Raw genomic sequence first — 22,861 nt, 5'->3', positions numbered from 1 at the left:
ACCTAAAACTGCTCTGGGAAAATTAAAACAATAATCATATAAATCGCTAATACAGCCATTACTACACCTGAAAATATTGTCATCTGAAACACCTCGCTTAATGTTGACAATAATTGCTCAAGCTAAATTGTACTGGTGGATAGAATAAAAATTCGATAGGACTTTTGTTGGGAAATATAAAAAAAATATAAATTCCTAATACACCACACAAAACGAATAAGTAACGTAAAACATAAAAATGTATTTAATTTACACAAACATTTGACACGTGCAACTTATTGATTTACCTTAATGTTCACGCGAACATTGAAATAGAATATATGATCACCCAAGAAGATATTGCCAAACAACTCCATTTATCACGCACAACAGTTGCACGCGCCTTAGCAGGTAATGCTAGCATTAAACCTCAGACGCGTGAAAAGGTTATTGCACTGGCAAAAAAACTAGGTTATCAAAAAAATCTTATTGGTAGTTCATTAGCCAGTAAGACACCTAAAAAAATTTATGCTTTCCTCATTGAATCAATCAATGAAGATTATTGTTTAGAAATGATTAACGGTCTAACAAAAGCCATAAATGAGTTTAAAAACTACAATTTCTCTCTCAAGATTATTAAGACAGATATCAATGCGCCTGATAAACAGATCAAACTATTGCAAAAGACGATCGAGCAAGAGTCTCCTGACGGCATTATCATCATTCCACAGCATAAAAACCAAGTGAATCAAATCATTCAACAAAATGCCAACATCAAATTTATGACGTTAGACATCCCAATCTCAAAGCATATCGCACATATTGGTAGCAATTATGTTAAGTCAGGAAAAATCACAGCAAATATTCTGTCCCCCTTGCTACGCGATAATGAAAAAGTACTGATACTTGATACTGAAAGCGACAACATTTCCTCTAAGCAATACCTACAAGGATTTTGTAGCGAAGCTAAAACAAGAAATATCTCTACTGAGGGTCCCATTTATTTTGACCATATCTTGCAAAGTACTGACATCCTCATAGATAAATATCTTACCGATAACGTCAAAGCAATTTACAGCAGTCGCTATCTTGCAGAAATTGTTACTGCAGTAAATAAAAAACGTCCTGATATTCACTTGTACATTATAAGTAATGGCATGAGTAGCAGTATCAAACAACTTATCAAACAAGGATATATTTTAGCAAGTGTTAAAGAGAATCATATTGAACAAAGCTATCTTGCCGCTAAACATTTGTTTTTGACTCTACATGGTGAATATCTTGATTTTAAGCATAACGTATTAGTCAAAAGTGAGATTATTTATAAAGAAAACTTAGCATAAAAAATTTTTCACCATAATGTTCGTGCGAATACTACGATGGAAAATCATAAAATTCAAAAAATGAATAACACAAAACATTAAAATGAGGTAAAAAAATGAAAGGCATATTTTCAGCCCTTATGGTGGCATTTGATGAACAAGGCAACATTGATGAAGGTGGACTAAGGGAAATTATTCGCTTTAACATTGATGTCCAAAAAGTTGACGGCTTATATGTTGGCGGTAGTACTGGCGAGAACTTTATGCTCTCAACTGCTGAAAAGAAAAAAGTATTTAGTATCACCAAAGACGAGACTAAGAATAAAGTCACCTTGATTGCACAAATCGGCTCACCTAATCTGCAAGAAGCAATTGAACTTGGGCAATATGCCACTGAATTGGGTTATGATGCAATTTCAGCTGTGACACCATTTTATTACAAATTTGATTTCGCTGAAGTCAAAGACTACTATCAATCAATTGCACATGCCATCAATAATAAACTAGTAATATATAGTATTCCCATGCTCACAGGCGTAAACATGAGTCTTGAGCAATTTGCTGAACTTTTTGCAATTAAAAACGTTATTGGGGTGAAATTCACCGCAGCTGATTTGTTTTTATTAGAGCGATTGCGCCATCAGTTTACGAATAAGATGATCTACTGCGGTTTTGATGAACTGTTGTTACCCTGCGCAGCTATTGGGATTGACGGCACCATTGGTAGCACCTATAACATCAACTGCGCTCGCGCTCGTGGTATATTAGAAGCTGTTGATAACGGACAATTACAACAAGCACGTAAACTGCAAAACGAATGCAATGACATCATTTCTAGCTTGCTAAAAGAGAGCTTCTTTCAATCGCTTAAAACAATGCTTAATCTTCATGGTGTAGGTGCAGGGGTATGCAAAAAACCATTTAAATCGATCAATGATAAAAGACGCAATGAGCTAAAAGAACTCAAGGCACAGTATTTCTAAATCTTAAATCGTTACAAAAGCTAAATCGCAGACTAAACACTGGAGTGTAAACATGAAAATAGAGCTAGGCATAGTCAACTATTGCGTGTTGATCATATATTTACTTGGCATGCTTGTCGTTGGTATTTATTTCTCAAAGCGTAGCGGCAAGGATACAGATAACTTCTTTAAGGCAGGAGGTCGCGTTCCAGGCTGGGCTGTCGGCATTAGTATCTTTGCAACCACACTAAGTGCGATCACTTTTATGTCAATTCCAGCACTTGCTTATCGCCAAAACTGGGTAATAGGTTTTAATAACTTAGCTATTGTTGCAATTGCACCTCTTGTGGTGATTTTTGCTGTACCCTTCTTTAGAAAGCTTAAAGTGACGAGCGCTTATGAGTATTTAGAATATCGTTTTAATGTCAAAATGCGTTTACTTGGCAGTATTGTGTTTATGATCTTTCATATTTTCCGTGTTGCGATTGTACTGTATTTACCAACTTTAGCTCTCGAATCTGTAATCAATATCAACCCTATTTTTTTAGCGGTTTCCATTGGTGTTTTATGTATTATCTATACTTTTTTAGGTGGGATAGAAGGCGTTATTTGGGCTGATGTTATTCAAGGCATTCTGCTCTTAGGCGGCGCGCTATTAATCATCGTTTTCTTGATTGCTAAAATCCATAATCCCGGGCATGAAATATACCACGCTATTGCCACGGGGAAGCTATTAACAAGAAGTAATTTTGATCTGAGTCTATTCCATGCGACAATTATTGGTATCTTTATTGGGGGAATCTTTAACAGTCTTTATCAATATATTGGTAGTCAAGATGTTGTACAAAGATACAATGCAACAAAAGATATTAATGAAACAAACAAAGCTATCTATTTAAATGCCAAACTTGCTTTCTTAGTTATTTTCATCTTCTTTGGCATGGGCACCTTACTTTTTATTTACTATCAACAGCATAGTGCTGATTTACCAGCGGGTTTTAATCTTGACTCTATCGTACCTTATTTTATTGTGACACAAATGCCAATTGGCATTGCAGGCTTTATTATCGCTGCCGTTTTTGCTGCAGCACAATCAACGATTTCAAGCAGCTTAAACAGTATATCTGCGTGTTTCGTTACCGACATCACCGAACGTTTTTTTAAAAACACATCAGAAAAAACAGCCGTACTAATCGCAAGATTTGTAATTATTATTGCTGGAGTTATTGGTACCCTCATTGCGCTGTATATGACGATAACCAATCAGGCACACCTACAGATTTTCTTTCAGTCCATTTTAGGCTTATTTGGTGGACCGATTGCAGGCGCGTTTATTATCGGTATATTCTCCAAGCGCGTTAGTGGTAATGCCGTATTTTGTGCGGTACTCATCAGTGTTATTATTCTTTATTTTGTGAAACAAACTGAGATTTATTTCATGTACTATGGACTTGTTGGTGTACTCTCCAGTGTGTTTTTAAGTTATTTACTGAGTTTTATTTTTCGCACATCCAAAACAGTGACAGGCTTAACATATGCAACCGTTGATGAGCCCATAGTGAATAACAAAATTACCTAAACAGCTAGCATGGAATCAAAAACTTCCTCAACACCGAACACCACAACATGATTTGTGATGGGTACAGCAAATATTTCATTATTTTTAAAAATTAGACGTTGACATCTAATCGGAAATCTATAGAATTCCTTTCTGTCGCCGACATGGCTCAACTGGTAGAGCAGCCGACTTGTAATCGGCAGGTTCCGGGTTCAAGTCCTGGTGTCGGCACCATCAAAAGCGGAGTGGTAGTTCAGTTGGTTAGAATACCTGCCTGTCACGCAGGGGGTCGCGGGTTCGAGTCCCGTCCATTCCGCCAAGATATCTAGATGTTTTTTTCAGACATACACCCACTTAAGATAATTGCTTAATTTGCATGTATTAAAATACCTGTTAGACTTTAACCCAATAGTAAATCACTGAAAGATATATGAAGTTAGCTAACGAAGATGATACCCTCAAACTACCGATCAAAATCCGAGATCACAAAGGACAACTAACAATCATCTATATTTCTTATTCAGATGATGGTATTACCTTTAGCTATCTTGAAATGTCAGCAACCTACCCTGAAGAGCTTAATATCCACGGCTGGCTTGAGTCTGTTACCAAAAAGAAGATTTTACATTTTCCTAAAAACCTTGATTTCATTTATGAGGAATGCGAACAAAACCCTGAGAATGTATTAAACATATTTCATCATTATTTCTCAGCAATTCGCTATTTGTGATAAGGATGACCTTGTAAAATTGTCCACGCGCGATAGATCTGCTCAACAAAAATAATGCGTACCAGCGGATGTGGGAACGTCATCTTCGAGAGAGAGATTTTCTCCTTTGCTAAGCGCTTAATCGAATCATCGATACCATCTGGACCTCCGATTAAAATCGCAATATTTGGCGTATTTTGCTGCCAGCTTTCCATTCTTTGCGCAAACGCATCAGTGCTGATAAGCTTTGACTGTACATCTAAAATAACCAAATGATCCTGCTCATTTAGTTTGGACAATGTTGTTTTCGCCTCCTGTGCCAACCAAGCATCAACAGAGCCCGTTTTTGTACGCTTGGCAATTGGTAATTCAATAACTTGTAGCTGAATTGAGGATCCGGTTAATCGTTTTTGATATTCATTAACACCCTCTTGCACCCACGCAGGCATTTTCTCACCTAAGGCAAGTAATTTAATCTTCATGGTTTGACTCGAGTAAAACAAAATGATTTGTCACGCGAAAACTCTGGATTAAAGACATAACCATCATAATCAAAGCCCTTAAGCGCCTCTACATTATTAATATTATGATCAATAATATAACGCACCATTTTACCGCGCGCACGCTTGGCAAAAAGTGCAATGGTTTGATATTTACCTTTATGAAATTCCTTAAAATCCACCTCAAGCCATGTTGTTTTAATCATTTTCTTATCAATCGCTTTACTATATTCATTTGATGCCAAATTAACGATCGCTTGGTGATTATGCGCCTTAATAATGTCGTTTAGTTTCTGTGTTAAAGTTTCTCGCCAAAAATCGTATAACAGTACACCATCAATATAAAACTTGGTCCCCATTTCCAAACGATATGCCTGAATTAAATCCAATGGTCGAATCAGCCCATATAAGCCCGATATCATCAACAAATGCTCTTGTGCATAATTGATTTGTGCTGGTGATAAGGTCAATGCATTCAACCCTCGATAAACATCTCCTGTAAAAGCAAATAGCGCCTGCTTGGCATTGTCTTTACCATAGTGTTTACTATCAAAGTTTATATACATATCAAAAACACCTTCAGCCAGCTTGGGGGATATTTTCATTAAACACGCAAACTCATCTGGTGTGTAATGTTTAAGCTTATCCACAAGCTGAGTAATTTGCTCAGCAAATAATACTTTACTAGTGAGACCTGTTGGTGCATTCTGACTAAAGTCCTGACTTTTTGCGGGTGAGATAAGGCTTAGCATAATGGTTTTTCCGTTTTGAAAGAATTTCCAACATTGTAACAAAACTCGCCATCAATAAAACATAAAATACCAATCGACAAAATATTCTGGTATAACAAGCAATTAAGTTTTCAAAAAACTAACGACTGACATGAAAATATTTTACCATTTTAAACTGACTCTTATGCTATTAATCATAACTCAGTTTGCTTTTAGCTACAGTCCTAAAGCAGGAGATTTATTCTTTCAGGATTTAAATTGTGGCAAATTATGTAACGCAATCACCAATGTAACCTATGGTTATGGAAACACACAGGTGTCACACGTCGGTATGCTTGTTTTTATTAAAGGCAAACCTGAAATTATTGAAGCCATTGGTAAATCAGTACACTTGACCTCTCTGCATGATTTTTTAATGCGCAGCGTTGATGAAGATAGTAAACCTCGCGTGATGGTCGGACGCTTAAATGCACAATACCAACCGCTAATTAAAAAGGCGATTAGCTATGCATTATCATGGCAAAGACGTCCTTATAACAATGACTTTAGCTACAACAATGAGCTTAAAACGTTTTACTGCTCACAGTTAATCTATGATGCTTTTATGTTAAGCAATAACAACACACCGATCTTCGCACTTAACACGATGACTTTTAAACAAAATGGGCAAACTCTGCCTGAATGGCAAAGCTATTTCAAAGACATTAATAAACCAATTCCTGAGGGTGATAAGGGTACTAACCCAGGTATGATGTCACGCTCCAAGCATCTTGAAATCATTTATCATTATGGTAAGTTAAGAAAGGCATAGAACAATTATTTTTTACGCTTAACAAACTATGAATGTTCTAAGTCAATTGTCATTGATTCAAGTATGTTCTTATGAATGATGCCATTTACCATAATTAAAGATAAATTATTCTTATTCTGAAAAAGCTCTGGATCTGACAAGGGATCTCCAGCCACAATTAGTAGGTCAGCATATGCACCCTCCTTTATAACACCAAGCTTCCCATCTTCTCCAAGCACCTTGGCATTATTGAGTGTTGCTGATGTAATAATATTTTGTAAACTATCAAATTGAGCACGCTCAGAAATTTCTCTAACCTGATAAGGCTGAGCATCTGGTCCCCATAAATCAGTTCCTAGCAAAATTGGCACACGATATTTTTTTGCCCATTGGTAGACCTCCTTTCCTCTCTCAATCGTATGTTTCAGGTTCTCTACAATTGATGGACTTAAGTTTTCTTTTTGAGCAGTTTCCACTCTCTGAATTAGTGAAATAAAAGTTGGATCATAATAAACATCTTTTTGAGCCATCAGCATCATAGTCTCTTCTTTAATAAAATTAGCATGCTCAATTGATCTGACTCCTGCCTCAAGAGCCATTTTAACTGACTCATCAGAATAGGCATGTGCCATTACATAAGTGTTTCTGGCACTTGCTTCACGCACAATTGCTTTTAATTCTTCTAGTGAATATTCATATTGTGTTGCATGTGCCGCTGATGGAAAGACCACGCCACCAGAAACGAATACTTTTATCTGATTTGCACCTTTCCTAAGCTCTTCTCTTACCGCTTTTGTAACCTCTGGTACACCATCAGCTATCTTAGAAAGAACGGAATGCGGCCCAATACAACCACAAGGATCATTAACTTCTTCAAGATTTCGAAAATCAGCACCACCTCCAGTCATTGTTAAAGCTTTTCCTGAAATATATGCTCTAGGCCCTATTATTTTCCCAGATCGGAGTAATTTTACTATGGGATAATCAGCCCCGCCTGCTTCACGAATTGTTGTAAAACCTGATAGTAATGTATTTTTTAAATATTGTTCTGCATATACAGTTATTTCTTCATCACTTGCATCCCTGTTTTTGGGTGTAAGATTTAGCCCTGTGATGTGAGAGTGGGCATCAATCAAACCAGGCATCACTACTTTATTATCAGCATCAATTATATTAGCATGAAGATTTGTAGGGAAATCCGTGCTTATTGCATCAATTTGATTATCTTTTATTAAAATCATTTTACCATCTACATATCCACTGCAATCTTCTTTCATAACTCTTGCATTTTTAATTAATGTAAAATTATTCGTAGACATTCATATACCCCTTTTTAGTTCTCACCTAATACTTAACTTATACGCTTTTATTTGTGATTTTTTGCTTTCTTATCCAAAGAAAATAAGAAAATTATTAGAATTAAGCAAATAACAGAAAAAATTAAAACAACACTCGCTAATGCGCTTATCGACCTAATCCCAACCCCGCCAAAAATAAAGGTACAAATACTTGATAACAAAATAAAGCATGCACCCATAAATGCATTTGCGCTGCCTGCTTTATGGGCAAAAAAACTAATGCAAAGCGCAAAAAAATTAGGAAAGACAACCCCTCCAGTCAACATACTGATAAACATAAATACACACAACATCCATAAATGCTGACCAAATATAAGTGGAAGCAATACCAAAACAATACACGATAGAATTGAAACAGGCATTGCAATATACATTTTATAGAGATTAAATGTTTCACTATAATGCAAAAAAAATCGATTGAGCATATTCCCGATAAACCAACCAAATCCCATTAAAAGCGCTGTCTTCCCAAACGTAATTGATGAATACCCTAAAGTATTTTCAATCACAAATACACCAACAACACTAAAGATAACAAGAAAGGAATACAGTAATCCTAAACATATCGTGCCTAATGCAAACCTACTATGGCATGCCATCTCAACATATCCCATAAAAATTGACTTTAACGAAAGCTGCGTTTTTTGCTTAATGGTTTCTCGATACATAGAAATTGTTAGCAAGCACATGACTACCCCATAAATGCTCAGAAAATAAAAAGGTGACTTCCAACCTAAATAATGCTGCAAGTACCCCCCAATAAATGGAGCAATTATAGGTCCTAATGCCCATATTATCGTCATATAATTTATCATCTTCTTATATTCACTGCCTGTGAAAACATCTGGAATAATTGCTCTGGCACTAACACCTACTAATGAAATAAAAGCACCCTGCAACACTCTGAATAATAAGAACAAATAAAAATTTGTTAATAACGTCATAATATAGGAAACAAGGACAAAACCAATTAACCCAATAAGTATTGGTTTTTTCCTGCCAAATCTATCTGTAATAGGGCCGGCGAATAACTGAAAAACACCAAATGATAATAAATAAAATGATATAGAATATTTGGCTAGCACCTCTGAGACAGCAAAAGCACTGGCAATCGCTGGTAAAGAGGGTGCATATAAATCAATACACAAACCTGACATCGGCACAATAAGAAAACAAACCAGCGCAAATTGAACTTCGTTTAAACGCACAAATCTCACCTCTATTATTGTTGATCTCTCCATTATAGAGTAAAACCTCTCTTATGATAATCTCAATAAAAGTTAATCATTTTTAACTACTGGTTAACAATTTCAATTAAAATCAACCAGATTGAACTTTATAAGATCTATGCATTAGCAATATAATGTCCTTAGCAAATGCCTCTCGTAAAAGCGGAGTCCTCAATAATGCCTGATCACTATTCTCTTTCATTAAGCAATATGGAAGCTTTTATAACTGTCGTGCGGCTTGGTTCATTTAGCAAAGCTGCCAAACACTTGGGTGTTAGCCCCGCTGCAATTAGCAAGACTATTCGACAACTTGAAGTAAGCATCGGTACAGCACTTTTGATGCGTACTACAAGAAGTGTGAAACCAACTTCAGAAGGACACACCCTTTATCAACAATTTAATAAAGTCATTGTTGAAATTGATATAGCAAAAGAAATTATTGAGCATATCAATGACACACCAAACGGCGTGCTTAAGATAAACTGCAATCCGATGTCTTATGAGAAATTTCTACTGCCAGTTATTATTATTTATCGACAAAAATTCCCTCATGTACAAATAGAGCTAATTCATCATGAACGCCCCATTCATTTCAATGATTTTTCTATTGACATCATCTTTGGTTCCAGCTGGATCATGCAAGAAAATATCATCGCACGAAAAATCATGACGACTCGGGATATCTTATGCGCATCACCTGATTATATTAAAAAGCATGGCTTACCTAAAACACTCACAGAGCTATTAAGAAAGCCTCATCAATTTATAAAACATGCTGGACGTCCACACTTAATTCGAGGAGCTGAGGAAATTGAACATCTCAACATTGCCATGATGATCAATGATATGGAGTTCATTAAAAAAGCGACTATCAAAAGTTTAGGTGTGGCACAATTCCACGAATATTTTGTTGAAAGTGAAATTAAAAACAACCAACTCGTTGAGATTTTATCAAATGAATATAATCCAGAGATTGACTTGTACATCTTCTACAAAAAGGATCCTATCGTCCTCCCTAAAGTGAGGCATTTTATAGATATTTTTTCGCGTTATTTCGACAGCGGATAAAAGCTTAAATAAACTTTAGCAAGCTTGAAATAATCCGATCCTTTTCATGCGCCAAATAAGTTTGGATTTCACTTTTCCCCCACACCACATCCGGCCAACAAAAATCGTCTTTTTTACGTCCGATTACATGAATATGCATTTGTGATACGACATTGCCAATTGTGGCAACATTGACCTTATCGACGTGTAAATCCTCTTTTAGAAAGCGGGATAATGTATTGATCAAGGCATTGACTCTTAGCTGCATATCCATATCAAGCTCAAACCATTCAATTGCCGTCACTTTAGGCACAATTATAAGCCAAGTCACAAGTGCATTGTTTGATAATCGTAATTGAACATCACCAAAATCTTTGATTAGACTACTAGAATCAGCCAGAGCTTTATCGAGCACAAAAGCTGTCATACATCTTCCTTATCTTGTCTAAATCCGCTTGTGTATCAACTCCAGGGGGCGTTGAAATCCTTGCTTCAGCAATTGCAATTTTTTGATTATGCCATAACACACGTAATTGCTCTAAGGACTCGATTTGCTCTAATGGACTTTTTTCCATTTGCGTATATATCTTTAGAAATCCTGCGCGATAAGCATATAAACCAATATGACGATAATGCTCTCCAAGCTTAATTTTCTCTTGATCAAACACACTGCGCTGCCATGGAATTGGTGCTCTTGAAAAATATAACGCATATTGCTCACGATTAAAGACGACTTTTACACAATTTGGATCATGTACCTCACTTTCATCAGCAATTTGCTCACACAAAGTCGCCATCATGGCTTGTGATCGATCTGCCAACAAATCTGCTGTTTGAATAACATTTTCCACGGGGATTAATGGCTCATCTCCTTGAATATTAACGATGATATCCTCATCAGCAATTGCTAATTTTTGTACCGCTTCAGCTAAGCGATCAGTACCTGATTGATGATCTGCTGCCGTCATACATACTGTAGCGCCAAAACTATGTGCTATTTTTTGAATTTCCTCACTATCCGTCGCAATCACGACTTGTTCAAACCCGCATTGCAATGCTCGTTCATAAACATGCTCAATAATAGGTTTACCTGCCAAATCAAGCAGCAACTTGTTGGCAAGACGACTGGATTTAAGACGCGCAGGGATAATAATATGGCGCTTACCCATAGTGTTTTACTTCTTCCAGTGTTAGTTTTTTCGCTTCTTCCAACAGCATTCGCGGCACACCATCAATAATAGGATAAGCCAATTTATCCGCTTTACATATAAGCATTTTGTTTTGCTTATCGTATATCAATGATGATTGACACTCAGGACACACTAAAATACTTAATAAACCTTGATCCATTTGTTATGCCTTAATTACAAAAATAAATTCATTATCTATGTTAAACTGTTCTAAGATATCATAACCATTGATCTTACACCAAGCAGGAATATCATGCTTGACACCGGGATCCGTGCATATCACCTTTAAGTGTTCGCCTTTACCCATTTTTTTTAAGGCATTTTGTGTTTTAATCACGGGCATCGGACATAATAAGCGACGCAAATCTAATTCAAGGTTAATTTCCATCAGACATACCACGCTTGCTCTACTTCATCAATATTAAAGGGCTTAACAGTATGCTCACGCGCAACACCATCAGGATAGGCAAAACGTACAGTCACTTCATCTGCATTTCGCCCTTGTGAGAAACGTGCAATGATTCTTGCGACAAATGATTCATCTTGAGGATCAAAACTGCCATCAATCAAAGTTAATGGTCCACCATGGCTTTCAACGGTAATATGCGGAAATTGACGCTTGTATCCATTTAGGAAGTTATTCTCACCTTCTTCGCGGGCAATAATCAACTTAAACTCAGGCTTTGGACGCAAATGTCTACCTACTTTTAGCAACATAATGTCATCAAAGTCATAATCACGCTTGTCATTACGCCCTTTCCACAAATCAACCAGCTTATCTGAGTATTGCTTATCTGTTAGAAAGCAACAACCACCGGCAGGTGTTGCATAATCAACAAAACCATAGGAACTTGCCAATTCAAACTGTGGCGTTCGATTGCGCCCATGAAAACCAAATAGTTTCTCACGGTCAACCCAACCTTCGCGCTCAGGTTTGGTTTCTGGTAGGTTTTTAGCACATAATGGACGCAGTAACAGATCATCAACACCTGATTGCTTTTGAATAACAGGCATTGTGTCTTTACGTTGAGACATCGGACGCTGGCCAATCACCTCACCAGTAATAATGAAATCAAAACCATTTTCTAGCGCCCATTCTTTGGCTTTTTTAACCATGAAAATCTTACAATCCAAACACGGGTTCATATTAGCACCATAGCCATATTTGGGATTTAATAGCACATCTTTGTACTCTTCAATTACATCGATAATATGTAGTTTTATCCCAAGTTGCTCGGCCACCCATAATGCGTTATTACGCTTTTCTTTGCTTTGATCCTTTTTACGAATAGCATGCGTATGTCCTTCGACACAAAACCCAGTGAAAAAGTTAATACCCTCCACATGAATTCCTTGATCAGCAATCACTTTGGTCGCCAACATAGAGTCTAAACCACCGGAAATAAGCGAAACCGCCTTATATTGCTTAGATTTTTCTGAATGAGAATTATGTAATGATGTCATTTATTTTTTTGTGTCTACTTTAAAATTTGCGCACATTGTACGCGCTATAGACAACTTTTTCATTATTCAAATGAAATTTTCTATTATTTTTTAACAGGACACACCAACCTTGAGATTACCATTGTTATCTAGTAAACCAAAATGCATATTGTATTGTGAAGTTGTATTCACTCCATACCAATCATCAAACATTGAATAGTAATACACGACAACTTTGTTCTGTTTTGCCCATGCAGAAATAAGCTCAAAGTAAGCATTAGCATTATCCAACCCTTGTTGGCACTGTTTTGGCTCTACAGGCACATTGACAACCCAACCATACGTTGTAGGCCAACCTGTCTCTGTCACAACAATTTGTTTACCGGGATATTTAGCAGCAACTTTTTCATACTGCTGTTTGAAACTGGTAAAAGCATCAGCTGGTGTTAAGGACTGACCATTTAACTGTGGTTGATTGTATTTATCCGGGTTATTCCAATCCCACTGAGGATATATATTAACCCCAATAAAGTCACTATCTTTTGCAATTTCTAAAGCAGCCAAATTAGTTAACCAAAAAGCTGTTGTTTGCGCTGTTCCTACTGGCACTAAAGGGTGATCAGTTTTCACTTGTTGTAAGTATTTAATGATTGTTGCTTTAGTTACTGAATCATAATCTTCGTTACCAATTAACACACCAATAACCGTCTGATTATTATTTTTCTTAAGATAGGGGTCTACAAATTTTTTATAATCTGATTCTACCCAACTTTTATTAACATACTGATCATCAATGTATAGCCCTAGCAAAACGCTTAGACCCTTGATATGATCTAGTTGATTTACCAGAACGACTCCTCCTCCATTATACGCAGCGTAATAGCTACGAATTGAATTAAAACTCCCGCCATCTGGCATTTTATAACCTTTAATATCATCTAAATCCTGATTTACTGAGTCAACTGACGGCTTTGTGCTTGCATGCAAAGCATTATAGGTTACTCCTATTGACTGATATGGTATCTGATTTGCCATAGCATGTGTTGCAGTAACAGACAAAGATGTTAATAACGACAATTTAATAACTGTTTGTTTCCATTGATTCATTTTTAAACTCCATTGTTATCAATACACCACACTATGAGATATAGCACAGCAATCATCTAATGCAATAATGCGGCGACAGAAATCTAAACAATAAACATTAATAAAACCTTAAGATACAGTCCAAACTCATATCAGTTTATAAACCTACTACAGAAAGAACATGATTCAAGTTACTAGAAAGCTGCTTTTACCCACTGAATCTCACCATTGGTAATACCAATAACATCAAAACGACATTCGACATCCTGGTAGTGTGGATATTGTTGCAAAAAGACTTGTGCTGTTTTGCGCAGTTTGACCTGTTTGGATTTTGTCACCATTTCTAATGGCGAACCGAATTGGGATGATGTACGCGCCTTCACCTCAACAAATATCAATACATCAGCGATATGACCAATTAAATCGATCTCACCTAATGGTGTCAGAAAATTCTTAACAATTAAGGTAAAGCCATTATTTTTCAAAAACTCTAAGGCTTCCTTTTCCGCCTCACCGCCAATAAATCGGCTCATCTAAGCAATGCCATTATGACGCAATAGCGCATCAACCGATGGTTTTTTTCCTTTAAACTGCTCAAATAGCTCTGCTGCAGGTGCAGAGCCTCCTTTTTCCAAGATAATTTGCATAAACTTATGACCAATTACTTTATTCAAAACAGACTCACCCTGTTCAAACTCAGCAAAGGCATCACTGGATAACACTTCAGCCCACTTATAGCTATAATAACCTGCCGCGTAACCACCTGCAAAAATATGCGAAAAACTATTTTCAAAGCGGTTAAACGCTGGCACTTCTAGCAATGCCGTTGACTGGCGCACATCTTCTATCACCTGATGAATATCTAAGCTTTCAACATTACTTTGATGCAGCTGCATATCAAATAGTGCAAACTCAAGCTGACGCAGCATTGCTAAGCCTGATTGATATTGACGTGAAGCCACTAGCTTTTGAAATAACTCTCTTGGCAAGCTTTCTTTTGTTGTGACATGTTGTGATAACAACTGTAACCCTTCTTCACACCAACAAAAATTTTCCATAAACTGACTTGGCAACTCAACTGCATCCCACTCAACACCATTAATGCCCGAAACAGGTAAATGCTCAACTTGCGTTAATATATGTTGCAAAGCATGCCCAAACTCATGAAATAAAGTTAACACATCATTATGCGTCAATAGTGCATCAACACCTTTTTTAGCAGGCATGAAATTACAGGTAACATAAGCCACAGGTGTCTGTACTGACTTATCCAGACGCTTATAGCGCGTACGACACTCATCCATCCATGCCCCGTCACGTTTGTGTGCTCTTGCAAAGAAATCGACTAAAATTGCCCCACGAAGTCGCTTATTTTCATCATAAAACTCATATAATTCTGTTTGAGGGTGATATTTATCCCAGACATCGCATTTTTTTGCTATCACACCATAGAGTGACAACAACACACTAAATAAACCTTTCATTACATGATCTAAGGGAAAATAGGGACGTAATTCTTCAGAGGTGAAATCATAACGCGCTTTTTTCATCTTATCTGAATAATACACGCTATCCCAAGGTTTAAGTTCATCATCTAAACCACGCGTTTTGGCAAATGCTTTGAGCTCTTGGAGTTCTTTTTGCGCATGCGGTTTTGCCTTAGCTAGCAAATCATGCATAAAATGCATCACTTCATCAACTGAGGTTGCCATCTTTGTCGCAAGCGAAACTTCAGCATAGTTTTCAAACCCCAGAAGGCGAGCTTCTTTTGCTCTTAAGCGCATAATTTCTTGCATAATCTTGACATTATCAAAGCTCTTATCCTCTGCTTGATCTGAGGCGCGTGTAACATACGCTTTGTAGAAAATCTCGCGCAACTTGCGATTGTCCGCTTGCTGCATCACGGAAATATAGGTTGGTGCGTCAAGTCCCAAAACAAACCCATCTTTGTCTTCTGTTTGCGCCTTTAAGCGAGCCTGCTCTTTAACATTGTCTGATAGGCCTTTTAATTCATCTTCATCTAATGTGTGATAATGCCACGCCATCGTCGCATCAAGCACATTATTCTCAAAATCACTCTGCAATTTGGCAAGCTTAGTTACCACTTGCTCAAATTCCTGACGCTTATCCCCTTTAAGATCTACGCCTGATAATTTAAAACTGCGAATAGCATCATTAATCGCCTTGATTTGCGCTTGATCCAAAGATTTATCATGCTGTAAAACATACTGATATGCTCTTAACATACGTTCATCTTGTGCCGTCTGCGTTGAATATTCAGAAACTTTCTCAACACAATGCTGATAAACCTCGCGCAACTGTGCTGTATTTTTAACCGCATTTAGATGCCCCAATGGACCAAAGGTCTTGCTAAGCTGATCTTCCGCCTCCTCCAAAGGATAGATAAAATTGTCCCAGGTATAATCATTCTGCTTAAGCAATTGCTCTTTTAAATCACGACAATATGTGATGCAATTTTCTACTTCAACCTTGGCATTATTGATATCTATTTGTGAAAATTTAGGTAAATCTAATGTCTCTACATCATGCATATGTATGTTCCTTGGCATAAATTCTTCATTCTGCTAAGGCTTTATAATACACTTATTTCACTGCGAAAAAATATGAAAAAAGCACTTATCAACAATGTCTGCTGATCTTAACACTTATTTGATGGGTTTTGTGATGTTTATCATCCCAATGCTATTTGCCATCACTCTGCACGAAGCTGCACACGCCTATATTGCCAAATTGCGAGGTGACCAAACTGCTTATCTTATGGGACGAGTCACTTTAAACCCAATTAAGCATATTGATATTCTTGGTACCATCATTCTGCCAACGGCAATGTTTCTGTTAGGCACTGGATTTTTATTTGGCTGGGCCAAGCCTGTACCGGTTAATTTCAATCACCTTAAAAAACCACGCCAGGATATGATTTTAGTGGCAATTGCCGGACCTTTAGCTAATTTCATCATGGCAATTATCTGGTTTTTGTTGTGGAAATTTGTACCGAACTTTGGCTTTCACCAAATGGCACAATTCGGTGTGGTACTTAATTTGATGTTAATGGTATTTAACTTGCTCCCCATCCCACCACTTGATGGCAGCCGCGTTATCAGCGCATTATTGCCTTATAAAGCGACCCTACAATACAACCGCTTAGAGCGTTGGGGATTTTTGATCGTGCTTTTGCTGCTATTTATCCCCTTTGGCCAATCAAATCTACTTGCAAGCATATTGTTACCACTTATTAACAAACTCTATTTATTCATTCAATTTATCATTTAAATTTGAAGGCCCAAGCAATGCAATTAGAACATGAAAAACCTGACACACCTATTTTTGTTAAACATTATAAATCTGGCGAACTGACACTATCACAGCAGACACTTTGCCACAGTGTAATCATTACACCAAAGCAGATTGTTAATGATAACTGGGCAGTCCAATTTATGGGTGAGCTTAATCTTGAAGCCATTGAACCACTGATTGAGCTTGATGCACATGTTTATCTTCTTGGCACCGGAGCAACATCACAGATTCCGCCACAAGCAATTATTGCAGCCTTTGCTCGCCTGGGAAGATCGATTGATTTTATGGACTCAGCAGCAGCATGTCGCACTTTTAATATCCTTGCAAACGAAGGACGTCACGTTGTTGCTGGTATTATTGTTTAATAAGCAATCATCATTAGCTATTAACACTGTGATATTCCCCATAAATCATTTTTTTCTACTTTTAATTAATTTTTTTCTAACCTACTTGATATCTTTTTGCCATGCGCTAGGATATAGTTCTATAGTAATTAGTGACTCTTATAGGTTCATACAACAGAAGGAAGACAAAAATGAGAAAAATTACACTGCTTGGCATTGTTTCCAGTGCCGCTTTACTATCTGCTTGCGCCACCTCACCTCAAGCCTCTGCGCCACAAAGCACAGATGCATCAGTCAAGGCGATGTCAGCACCAACAACTGTAAGCACAACAAAAACAGCAAGTAGCAACAGCGCATTGCCAAGCTCAACTGTTAAGTTAAGTGCTAAAGATGGACGTTTGGTTGCAAAAATCTACACCGACTGGAATAGCGCAAAACAAGGCGACCTTAAGCTTCACTGGGTTGCACCAAGACAATCGCATTGTATAAGCACCACTTTCCCAATCATGAAATATAAAGAAACTAATGATTACTCTTGGGCTTACAGAACACTTGAACACCAAAGTGCTAATGGCGCAATTTCATGCCCTGGGGTATGGAAGGCTGAAGTAGTTTACACGCCAACTAAAGCAGTTGTTGGTCAAGCTAAACTAAACGTTGCTGCGACTCAACAGTAACTTTCCTATCTATTAATACTTTTTAAATATTCACCCATAAGTGCGCACCGTACTTTGAGCGTAAGTCAAAGCGATGCACTGAGCATCAGTCGAAGTGGGTAGCTTGGGAAAATCTTCACAAACTACTTTACAAGTAAACACCGTAAAATGATTCACGATGGGTATACACAATCAAAGTGGGCAGAAATATGGTCATAGCTTTAAATTCTACAAAAAATTTAATCTGACCTTGCTATTACTCCTCTCAAAACTTAAGCATAATAATGTGTCTTCATCTAATTTTTGATGGAAATAATATAGCTCTTTAGCATTTCTATCCTGACATACACCATGTTCATCCACTTCAAAAACATAACGATTAAGACCATTGGCAATCCCCTTGCCGGTGAGTTTAAGACTTGCCTCTTTATATACCCACAACCAGTAAAACACATTTCGTCTTTCTATTTCATTTTGCTTGAGCGCAATCAGCTCATACTCACTCTTGGCAAAATATTGCTTTGCTATTTCCAACACATCCACTTTTTCTTTTTTGGTCTGCACATCAATACCAACACGTTGCCCTTTGCCAATTGCAATAACGACGTAATCACGCGTATGACTAATATTAAAATCAATTGCTTCATCAACAATAAAGGGACGTCCATTGCCAGTTTTCGAGAAATTTAACTGAGTTACATCAACATCTAAAAGCGCACTTAACAGCTTATAACGTAACCACTGCGATGCGATATATTCAATACGCTTTCGCTCAAGCTTCAAATCTCTGGCATCGTTTTTAATTTCAAGTGGTAACACATTAAGCGCTGCTGCCGCATCAAAGTTGTTTAAATTAAGAACATAGATATCAATCATCATTATAATTTTATTTATCAGATACACTTTAGCTTGATCATTAAATTAGAAATTTAAACGTAAACTTACAGAAATGAAAGTCTTTCACGCACTTGAAGTACCTTAAATATAGTGTTTAATCAAAAGCGACTACCCAACTGCATGCCGGCGGTATATAATTAACACAGTTTACTTAATTGGGAATATCCACCATGAAACAGAAACTACGCTACATTGCTGATGCCATCTTCTTTCTGGCTTGCATCACCTTTATTGCCACACTTACCTCTGTTTTTTACTTCAACAACTTTAGCATTATCGTTAAAGGACATGTTGTTTACTGGGTTTATGCAGCACCCTTGGCATTATTCTTATACGCTTTTTTACGTAACCAGTTATTAAGGGACAAGCCAAATAAAACAAATTCCAAAAATCCGCTTGAACCGACTCAAAAAACGAGCTAACGTAACCTCACACATTGCTTTTCACAAGATTCTAATATGAGAGTATCGCAAACCTTACTTGCCACAGAAAAAGAGACTCCAAAAGACGCCGAGCTAATCAGCCACCAATATATGTTACGTGCCGGCTTAATTCGCAAACTTGCCTCCGGGATTTATCAGTGGTTACCCACTGGCATGAAAGTATTACAAAAAGTTCAAACAATCGTCCGTGAAGAGATGGATAAAGCAGAAGCCTGTGAGATTTTAATGCCTAGCATATTACCTGCTGAGTTGTTACAAGAAACACATCGCTGGCAAAAATTTGGTCCTGAGCTTTTGAAAATACGAGATCGCCATCAACGTGATTTCTGCTATGGTCCGACGCATGAGGAGCCAATTGTTGACATTGCACGCAAAGAAATTAAAAGCTATAAGCAATTACCACTGAACCTATATCAAATTCAAACGAAATTTCGCGATGAAATACGCCCACGCTTTGGGGTGATGCGCGCACGTGAATTTATTATGAAAGACGCTTATTCATTTCATACCAACTATGATTGCTTAGAAGATACCTATCAGAAAATGCATCAAGCATATTGTAATATTCTAACGCGAATGGGACTTAAGTTTCGTGTCGTTAATGCCGATGCTGGCGCCATTGGTGGCAGCAAAACACATGAGTTTCAAGTTCTCGCCGCTGCCGGAGAAGACATCGTGTGCTATAGCAATCAAAGTGATTATGCGGCAAACATTGAAATGGCGGAATACTTAAAGCCAGATTTAACCACACGAAAGTCACCTTCACAGTCACTTGAGAAAATAGCAACGCCTGATTTAAAAACAATTAGTGATATTTGTCAGAAATTTAATTTACCTCCTGAAAAAACGGTTAAAACCATTATTATCAAGGATAGTGATAATACGCTTTTTGCTTTAGTGTTGCGCGGGGATCATGAGTTAAATGAGATCAAAGTCGAAAAGTTATCTCAAATCAACGCACCTTTTACTTTTGCCACGGAAGTAGAAATAAGCCAAGCATTTAATGCCAATATCGGCTCTTTAGGACCGCTTAATGCACCGATTACAGTAATTGTTGATCATAGCGCTGTCATATTACATGACTTTGTGTGTGGTGCTAATGAGGATGGTTTCCATTTCTTTGGTGTAAACTGGGATCGTGACATTAAAAACTATCATGCTGCTGATATTCGCAATGTTGTTGCAGGGGACCTTTCTCCTGATGGCAGAGGTACACTTGAACTCACAAGTGGTATTGAGGTTGGTCATATCTTCCAATTAGGTGATCATTACTCCAAAGCAATGAATGCAAATATTTTAGATGAGAATGGCAAGAAACAAGATCTTATTATGGGCTGCTATGGTTTTGGTGTCACACGTATCATTGCTGCAGCGATTGAGCAATCTCATGATAATAATGGTATTATTTGGCCAAGTGAGATAGCGCCTTATGATATTTCGATTATTCCAATGAATATGCACAAATCAAGTAAAGTATTTGAAATTGCCAATAAACTTTATAATGATCTTAGAGCCGCTGGTTTTGATGTTTTATTTGATGATCGCAAAGAACGCCCTGGTATTATGTTTGCAGATGCTGATTTAATCGGATCTCCACACCAGCTTATTATTGGTGAGCGTGGACTAGAAAATGAAACCATTGAATACAAATGTCGTAAAACACAACAAAAATCTGAGATTTCCTACACGATTGATGCGATTTTGCAAAAAGTATGCACCAAGCAAACCAGTAAAGCAAAGTTAAGCCCATGTTAATAAGTTGATGCAATTTAGATAGGGGATCTCGTTTGCAAACTATTTTGCTTTTACCTTATCCTCGCTTACAATAACACGCATTGAAAATACATTGCCATAGAGCTTTATTATGTCAAATGATCATCCTTTTGCTGCAGATGCACTAAAAACGATTAATCTAGAAATTGAAACACTTCAACACCTTAAAAAACACATTGATAATAACTTCATTGCAGCTTGCGAGTTGATTCTTAAATGTCAGGGCCGTGTGATTATTATCGGTATGGGTAAATCAGGACATATTGCTTCTAAAATTGCGGCAACCCTTGCTAGCACAGGAACGCCCTCATTTTTCGTGCACCCAGCCGAGGCGGGACATGGTGATTTTGGCATGATTACGCGTCAAGATATTGTCATTGCCATTTCAAACTCTGGTTCAACACCTGAGCTCACCTCATTAATTCCAATGATTAAACGCCTAAATATTCCACTTATTGCCATCTCAAGCAAACCACAATCAGCACTGTCACAAGCTGCAGATATCGCCCTTAATCTTGGGGTTGAAAAGGAAGCTTGCCCTCATAACTTAGCGCCAACATCCAGCACTACAGCAACGTTAGTATTAGGTGATGCATTAGCAATTGCGCTATTAAATGCCAAAAATTTTAGTGTTGAAGACTTTGCCAACTCACACCCTAGTGGCACATTAGGGAAACGCTTACTATTAAAAGTCTCTGATTTGATGAAAACAGGGGCATCACTGCCTATTGTGACTAGTCAACACACATTAGATGATGCTATTTTAGAAATCAGCTCTAAAGGTTTAGGGATGACACTTGTATCTGATGATTATAAAACATTAAATGGCATTTTTACCGATGGTGATCTACGTAGGATTTTTCAACAATCCCTTTACCAAAAGGGACTTAAAATTGCTGAGGTTATGGGCAAAAATCCCAAAATAATCACTGAAGATGCTATGGCAATTGAAGCGCTTAGTCTTATGAATCAATTGAAAATTACCACACTCGCTGTTTTAAATAATCAAAACGAAATTGCTGGTGTTATCCACATGCATGACTTGTTGCGTGAAGGCATTGCTTAAGTAGCTAACTTTAACTACCCCTCACCTGCGCTGCACAACCTCTCCCGCATGGGGCGAGGTAATCGTTGCTGCAACTTTTTTTTCATTATTGCTAACTTGAGAAATCCAAGACAAAAATATCATACTTTTTGATTTTAGCTTTCAAAGTCGCGACACTTATGCCTAAAACTTCAGCAGTATTGCTTAAGTGAAACCCTGTATACGCTAAGGTCGCCTCAATTAAACCACGCTCAATTTCTTCAGTGACTAGACTTAACATAAAACGTGGCTCATCTTGCGGATTACGTTTTGCCTCTTCATAGCGCATTTCAGCAATGGCATAAATAAATCTTTCTATATTACTACTCATGATGAATATCCTTATATAAATCTTTACGTTTCTTGTACTTTAAAGATAGAAGCAAATTTAAAGCTTGCATAAAGAGATCAACACTTTGATGCTTGAGTTTTCGCTGAAATCGCT

General features: G+C 37.4%; 26 protein-coding genes and 2 tRNA genes. 14 read left to right on the top strand and 14 right to left on the bottom strand.

What is annotated here, in order from left to right:
- Positions 1-320 precede the first annotated feature (320 nt).
- From DNK85_RS00750 to DNK85_RS00725, 6 genes are all read left to right on the top strand, one after another.
- Complete coding sequence (locus DNK85_RS00750) at positions 321-1,322, top strand: substrate-binding domain-containing protein (RefSeq protein ID WP_119327676.1); 1,002 nt, start codon at positions 321-323, stop codon at positions 1,320-1,322.
- 95 nt (positions 1,323-1,417) lie between these two features.
- On the top strand, positions 1,418-2,284 hold the full coding sequence (locus tag DNK85_RS00745; RefSeq protein WP_119327675.1) for an N-acetylneuraminate lyase: 867 nt from the start codon (positions 1,418-1,420) through the stop codon (positions 2,282-2,284).
- Between the two features lie 52 nt (positions 2,285-2,336).
- Entirely contained in the window at positions 2,337-3,842 is a 1,506-nt protein-coding gene (locus DNK85_RS00740) for a sodium:solute symporter family protein (protein WP_119327674.1), read from the top strand.
- A gap of 137 nt (positions 3,843-3,979) precedes the next feature.
- A tRNA-Thr gene (locus DNK85_RS00735) sits at positions 3,980-4,055 on the top strand.
- A gap of 8 nt (positions 4,056-4,063) precedes the next feature.
- Positions 4,064-4,140 (top strand) — tRNA-Asp (locus DNK85_RS00730).
- A gap of 111 nt (positions 4,141-4,251) precedes the next feature.
- A complete protein-coding gene (locus DNK85_RS00725) occupies positions 4,252-4,551 on the top strand; it encodes a hypothetical protein (RefSeq protein WP_119327673.1) in 300 nt (99 codons plus the stop codon).
- Here DNK85_RS00725 and rlmH read toward each other — a convergent pair.
- Complete coding sequence (gene rlmH, locus DNK85_RS00720; protein WP_119327672.1) at positions 4,542-5,012, bottom strand: 23S rRNA (pseudouridine(1915)-N(3))-methyltransferase RlmH; 471 nt, start codon at positions 5,010-5,012, stop codon at positions 4,542-4,544. The genes DNK85_RS00725 and rlmH overlap by 10 nt on opposite strands.
- Positions 5,009-5,782, bottom strand: a complete 774-nt coding sequence (yaaA, locus tag DNK85_RS00715; RefSeq protein WP_119327671.1) for a peroxide stress protein YaaA — start codon at positions 5,780-5,782, stop codon at positions 5,009-5,011. Before yaaA ends, rlmH begins: the two co-directional genes overlap by 4 nt.
- 163 nt (positions 5,783-5,945) lie before the next feature.
- On the opposite strand from yaaA, the gene DNK85_RS00710 reads away from it, so the two are divergent.
- Positions 5,946-6,572 carry a YiiX/YebB-like N1pC/P60 family cysteine hydrolase gene (locus DNK85_RS00710; protein WP_162896446.1) on the top strand — a complete coding sequence of 209 codons (627 nt, stop codon included), beginning with the start codon at positions 5,946-5,948 and terminating at the stop codon, positions 6,570-6,572.
- A 26-nt stretch (positions 6,573-6,598) separates the two neighbouring features.
- Here DNK85_RS00710 and DNK85_RS00705 read toward each other — a convergent pair whose 3' ends face one another.
- Together DNK85_RS00705 and DNK85_RS00700 are read right to left on the bottom strand one after the other, a co-directional pair.
- Positions 6,599-7,870: a metal-dependent hydrolase family protein gene (locus DNK85_RS00705; protein WP_208123110.1), complete on the bottom strand. Its 1,272-nt coding sequence runs from the start codon at positions 7,868-7,870 to the stop codon at positions 6,599-6,601.
- 47 nt (positions 7,871-7,917) lie between these two features.
- Complete coding sequence (locus DNK85_RS00700; RefSeq protein WP_162896445.1) at positions 7,918-9,117, bottom strand: MFS transporter; 1,200 nt, start codon at positions 9,115-9,117, stop codon at positions 7,918-7,920.
- A gap of 198 nt (positions 9,118-9,315) precedes the next feature.
- Between DNK85_RS00700 and DNK85_RS00695 the strand changes: the two genes are divergently transcribed.
- Complete coding sequence (locus DNK85_RS00695; RefSeq protein WP_162896444.1) at positions 9,316-10,206, top strand: LysR family transcriptional regulator; 891 nt, start codon at positions 9,316-9,318, stop codon at positions 10,204-10,206.
- Between the two features lie 4 nt (positions 10,207-10,210).
- Here the strand turns inward: DNK85_RS00695 and DNK85_RS00690 are convergent, their stop codons facing one another.
- The 8 genes from DNK85_RS00690 to DNK85_RS00655 all read right to left on the bottom strand — a co-directional run bounded on the left by DNK85_RS00690 (position 10,211) and on the right by DNK85_RS00655 (position 16,456).
- Positions 10,211-10,612: an HIT family protein gene (locus DNK85_RS00690; protein WP_119327667.1), complete on the bottom strand. Its 402-nt coding sequence runs from the start codon at positions 10,610-10,612 to the stop codon at positions 10,211-10,213.
- Entirely contained in the window at positions 10,590-11,354 is a 765-nt protein-coding gene (kdsB, locus tag DNK85_RS00685) for a 3-deoxy-manno-octulosonate cytidylyltransferase (protein WP_119327666.1), read from the bottom strand. The genes DNK85_RS00690 and kdsB overlap by 23 nt, the downstream gene beginning before the upstream one ends.
- Complete coding sequence (locus DNK85_RS00680; protein ID WP_119327665.1) at positions 11,347-11,535, bottom strand: Trm112 family protein; 189 nt, start codon at positions 11,533-11,535, stop codon at positions 11,347-11,349. The genes kdsB and DNK85_RS00680 overlap by 8 nt, the downstream gene beginning before the upstream one ends.
- A 3-nt stretch (positions 11,536-11,538) precedes the next feature.
- Positions 11,539-11,763, bottom strand: coding sequence for a sulfurtransferase TusA family protein (locus tag DNK85_RS00675; RefSeq protein WP_119327664.1), 225 nt, complete (start codon positions 11,761-11,763; stop codon positions 11,539-11,541).
- Positions 11,763-12,839 (bottom strand): tRNA (5-methylaminomethyl-2-thiouridylate)-methyltransferase, encoded by a 1,077-nt coding sequence (locus tag DNK85_RS00670; RefSeq protein WP_119327663.1) that lies wholly within the window; start codon positions 12,837-12,839, stop codon positions 11,763-11,765. The genes DNK85_RS00675 and DNK85_RS00670 overlap by 1 nt, the downstream gene beginning before the upstream one ends.
- A gap of 90 nt (positions 12,840-12,929) precedes the next feature.
- Positions 12,930-13,925, bottom strand: a complete 996-nt coding sequence (locus tag DNK85_RS00665; RefSeq protein ID WP_119327662.1) for a glycoside hydrolase family 17 protein — start codon at positions 13,923-13,925, stop codon at positions 12,930-12,932.
- Positions 13,926-14,098: 173 nt separating this feature from the next.
- Positions 14,099-14,437, bottom strand: a complete 339-nt coding sequence (locus tag DNK85_RS00660; protein WP_119327661.1) for a YraN family protein — start codon at positions 14,435-14,437, stop codon at positions 14,099-14,101.
- Positions 14,438-16,456: a M3 family metallopeptidase gene (locus tag DNK85_RS00655; RefSeq protein ID WP_162896443.1), complete on the bottom strand. Its 2,019-nt coding sequence runs from the start codon at positions 16,454-16,456 to the stop codon at positions 14,438-14,440. It lies immediately after the preceding gene.
- Positions 16,457-16,550: 94 nt separating this feature from the next.
- Here DNK85_RS00655 and DNK85_RS00650 point away from each other — a divergent pair, with 94 nt between their 5' ends.
- The 3 genes from DNK85_RS00650 to DNK85_RS00640 all read left to right on the top strand — a co-directional run bounded on the left by DNK85_RS00650 (position 16,551) and on the right by DNK85_RS00640 (position 18,240).
- The gene (locus DNK85_RS00650; RefSeq protein WP_235842335.1) at positions 16,551-17,195 is read left to right on the top strand and encodes a site-2 protease family protein; all 645 of its coding nucleotides are present in this window, start codon (positions 16,551-16,553) and stop codon (positions 17,193-17,195) included.
- 17 nt (positions 17,196-17,212) lie between these two features.
- Positions 17,213-17,584 carry an Mth938-like domain-containing protein gene (locus DNK85_RS00645; RefSeq protein WP_119327659.1) on the top strand — a complete coding sequence of 124 codons (372 nt, stop codon included), beginning with the start codon at positions 17,213-17,215 and terminating at the stop codon, positions 17,582-17,584.
- A 170-nt stretch (positions 17,585-17,754) separates the two neighbouring features.
- The gene (locus tag DNK85_RS00640; protein ID WP_119327658.1) at positions 17,755-18,240 is read left to right on the top strand and encodes a TUL4 family lipoprotein; all 486 of its coding nucleotides are present in this window, start codon (positions 17,755-17,757) and stop codon (positions 18,238-18,240) included.
- Between the two features lie 207 nt (positions 18,241-18,447).
- Here DNK85_RS00640 and DNK85_RS00635 read toward each other — a convergent pair whose 3' ends face one another.
- Entirely contained in the window at positions 18,448-19,098 is a 651-nt protein-coding gene (locus tag DNK85_RS00635; RefSeq protein ID WP_119327657.1) for a 4'-phosphopantetheinyl transferase family protein, read from the bottom strand.
- Between the two features lie 188 nt (positions 19,099-19,286).
- On the opposite strand from DNK85_RS00635, the gene DNK85_RS00630 reads away from it, so the two are divergent.
- The 3 genes from DNK85_RS00630 to DNK85_RS00620 all read left to right on the top strand — a co-directional run bounded on the left by DNK85_RS00630 (position 19,287) and on the right by DNK85_RS00620 (position 22,398).
- Positions 19,287-19,538, top strand: coding sequence for a hypothetical protein (locus tag DNK85_RS00630; RefSeq protein ID WP_119327656.1), 252 nt, complete (start codon positions 19,287-19,289; stop codon positions 19,536-19,538).
- A 36-nt stretch (positions 19,539-19,574) separates the two neighbouring features.
- Positions 19,575-21,314 carry a proline--tRNA ligase gene (locus tag DNK85_RS00625; RefSeq protein ID WP_119327655.1) on the top strand — a complete coding sequence of 580 codons (1,740 nt, stop codon included), beginning with the start codon at positions 19,575-19,577 and terminating at the stop codon, positions 21,312-21,314.
- A 109-nt stretch (positions 21,315-21,423) separates the two neighbouring features.
- Positions 21,424-22,398 (top strand): KpsF/GutQ family sugar-phosphate isomerase, encoded by a 975-nt coding sequence (locus DNK85_RS00620; protein WP_119327654.1) that lies wholly within the window; start codon positions 21,424-21,426, stop codon positions 22,396-22,398.
- 91 nt (positions 22,399-22,489) lie between these two features.
- Here the strand turns inward: DNK85_RS00620 and DNK85_RS00615 are convergent, their stop codons facing one another.
- On the bottom strand, positions 22,490-22,747 hold the full coding sequence (locus tag DNK85_RS00615; RefSeq protein WP_119327653.1) for a helix-turn-helix domain-containing protein: 258 nt from the start codon (positions 22,745-22,747) through the stop codon (positions 22,490-22,492).
- Between the last annotated feature and the right edge of the window lie 114 nt (positions 22,748-22,861).

The organism is Cysteiniphilum halobium (assembly GCF_003574425.1).
Classification (GTDB): Bacteria; Pseudomonadota; Gammaproteobacteria; order Francisellales; family Francisellaceae; genus Caedibacter; species Caedibacter halobius.
Note: the sequence above shows the minus strand (reverse complement) of the source record. Positions and strands in the feature narration are given on the sequence as shown.